Annotated in this window: 3 protein-coding genes; all 3 read left to right on the top strand. The window is 68.2% G+C overall.

Features of this window, described 5'->3' with window-relative positions:
* The coding region (locus tag VAE53_RS07900) for a hypothetical protein (protein WP_322818826.1) at window positions 1-196 on the top strand (196 nt) is incomplete at its 5' end.
* A 136-nt stretch (window positions 197-332) separates the two neighbouring features.
* Window positions 333-2030, top strand: a complete 1698-nt coding sequence (gene cas1, locus VAE53_RS07895) for a CRISPR-associated endonuclease Cas1 (RefSeq protein ID WP_322818825.1) — start codon at window positions 333-335, stop codon at window positions 2028-2030.
* 84 nt (window positions 2031-2114) lie between these two features.
* Window positions 2115-2408 carry a CRISPR-associated endonuclease Cas2 gene (gene cas2, locus VAE53_RS07890; protein ID WP_322818824.1) on the top strand — a complete coding sequence of 98 codons (294 nt, stop codon included), beginning with the start codon at window positions 2115-2117 and terminating at the stop codon, window positions 2406-2408.
* Window positions 2409-2732 lie beyond the last annotated feature (324 nt).

Below are 2732 nucleotides of genomic sequence, written 5' to 3'. Positions count from 1 at the left end.
GCTCATCGACCACCCAGCGCTGCGGATCGAGGAGCGGCCGGGGCGGCTGGTGCTCCCGGAAGCGCGCACCTTGGCTGGCCTGGGCGTGACGGCGGTCTTCGGCGCCTCGCGGCGGACCGAATCTCAGGGCGACGGCCCGATCGGGCCGGCACGGCTGCTCTGGCCGGCCGCGGGCCGGAGAAGCGGCAGGGGATAGCCTACCCGGCGGGGGCGGCGCCGGCTCCACTCCCCATTCGGACGCCGACGGGCGGCCGGCTCCATTCGGTCGGTGACGTTGGCGTTGACGATGCGGATTATCTTATGTCCGGGCGATCACGGCCGAATGTCATCGTATGGATGGGTTCGAGCCTGACCAGGGGCCGGGGGCGGCGGACGAGGCGCAGGGCGAGGTGGATGGTGCGCTCTTCCCGGTCCGGATGTTGAACGAATTCGTCTACTGTCCGCGGCTGTTCTACCTGGAGTGGGTCCGCGGGTGGTGGGCGGAGAACGATTACACGGCCGAGGGGAGCGACGTGCACCGCCGGGTGGACGTTCCGAGCGGGGTGGCTCCCGATGAGGACGAGAGCGGGCGAACGGTCGTACGCGGGATGGAGTTGAGTTCCGCGGCGCTGGGGGTGACGGGAAAGCTGGACCTGGTGGAGTTCGAGGGCGGGAGGGCGCGACCGGTCGACTACAAGCGGGGCGAGCCGGCTCCGGTGCCGGGCGGCGTGTGGGAGCCCGAGGCGGTGCAGGTGGCGCTCCAGGTGCTCTTGCTTCGGGAGGCGGGGTATACCTGCGACGAGGGCGTGATCTATTTCGCGGCGGCGAATCGGCGGGTGAGCGTGCCGCTCACGCCGGAGCTGGAAGCGAGGGTACGGGAGGTGATCGCGGGGGCACGAGCGGCGGCCGCGGAGCCGGCGGCGCCACCGCCGTTGGTCGACAGCCCGAAATGCCCGGCCTGCGTCCTGGTGAACCACTGCATGCCGGACGAGGTGAACTTGTTGCTGCAGCGGCGCGCGGGGCGACCGCGGACGTTGATCACGCGCGACCCGCCATCGCGGCCGCTCTACCTGGTCGGCGGGGGCACGCAGTTGAAGAAGGAGGCGAACCATCTGGTGGTTCAGCCTCGGGAAGGGGAGCCGACGCGGGTTCGGGCGATCGACGTGAGCCACGTGGCCGCCTTCGGCAATGCGTGGATTTCGACATCGGCGCTCCAGGCGCTGCTGGCGCAAGAATCGCCGATCGTCTGGCTGACGCGCGGCGGGCGCTTTTTGGGGATGGCGAGCGGCCTGATGGGGAAGAACATCGACCTGCGACGGCGCCAGTTCACCGTGGGGGATGCCGAGGCGCTCGAGTACGCGCGGGCATTCGTCGTGGCGAAGATCCGAAACCAGAGGACGCTGTTGCGGCGGAACAGCCGGTGGGAGGTTGGGCGTTCGCTCGCGGCGCTGGCGGAGGCGACCAACCTCGCACGGCGGGCGCCGGACATCGACAGTCTCCGCGGTGTGGAGGGGTACGCGGCGCGGGTGTATTTCCAGGCCTTCCCGGCGATGCTCCGGCGCGATCTTCCTTTCGAACCCGCGGACTTGTTTCGCGGTCGAAACCGGCGGCCACCGCGCGACCCGGTGAATGCGCTCCTTTCGTTCGCTTATGCGTTGCTGACGAAGGACCTGGCGGTCCAGGCGCAGGCGGTGGGTTTCGATCCGTATTGCGGGCTGTATCACCGTTCGAAGTTCGGCCGGCCGGCCTTGGCGCTGGACATGGCCGAGGAGTTCCGGCCGCTCATCGCGGAATCGGTGGTGATTACGGCGCTGAACAATGGGGAGGTGGAACCCGCGGACATCCGGAAGCTCGGAGCCGGCTACGCGCTGACGGACGAGGGGCGGAAGAAGTTCCTGCGGGTTTACGAGCGGCGGCTCGAGCAAGAAGTTCGGCATCCGCGCTTCGGATATCGATTGAGTTACCGGCGGCTTCTGGACCTGCAGCTGCGGTTTTTGGCGGCAGCGTTGCTCGGCGAGGTGCCGGCCTATGTGGGGTTCGAGACGCGCTGAGCGCTTTCGGGCCCGGCCGGAATGGCGACTGGCAGGGCGATGGCGGCCGCGGAAGCGACGCGGAATCGAGGGAAGGAGACGGCAATGCAGCGGCGACGGTACCTGGTGGCGTACGACATTTCGGACGACCGCCGCCTCCGCTTGGTGTACCAAGAGATGCTCGGGTGGGGAACGCGCCTGCAGTATTCGGTGTACTTGTGCGACCTGACCGGTCCGGAGTTGACGCGGATGCAGCGGGCGCTGCGCGATCTGATCGACAGGGAGGACGATAGCGTGGTGATCATCGACCTTGGGGAGGCGGCGGTGAATCGGCATTGTCCGATCCGGACCTTGGGGAGGCCAGTATCGTTCCCGCAGGGTGGTCCGGCGATATACTGAGCGGGTAGGAGGCCATTCGAGCGGTCTCTTGACGAAGGCATCGAACGAGAACCGCTCGAACGCCTGCACGGACCTTAACAGGCAGCCGATCGAATCTGGACGGGGCTGCTGGGGGCGAGGGCTGGGCGCTTCTGGTGGCGGAGGCTGGCCAGTGGGAGGGGTAGGCGGGGGGACCGCTCGAAAGCGGTGGTGCGTGGGGGGCAAGATGTGGTATTTTCAGATTCGCCGGCGGGGGTTGGGGGTGGTAGCGGGCGGTGAGCAGTTTCCACCATCGAAAGATGGTGGCTTCATTGAGGGGCCGTCAGCTGCCGCGCCCTAGCCAGC

Origin of the sequence: Tepidiforma sp., assembly GCF_034432735.1 — a bacterium.
In the GTDB taxonomy this organism is placed as follows: Bacteria; Chloroflexota; Dehalococcoidia; order Tepidiformales; family Tepidiformaceae; genus Tepidiforma.
Note: the sequence above shows the minus strand (reverse complement) of the source record. Positions and strands in the feature narration are given on the sequence as shown.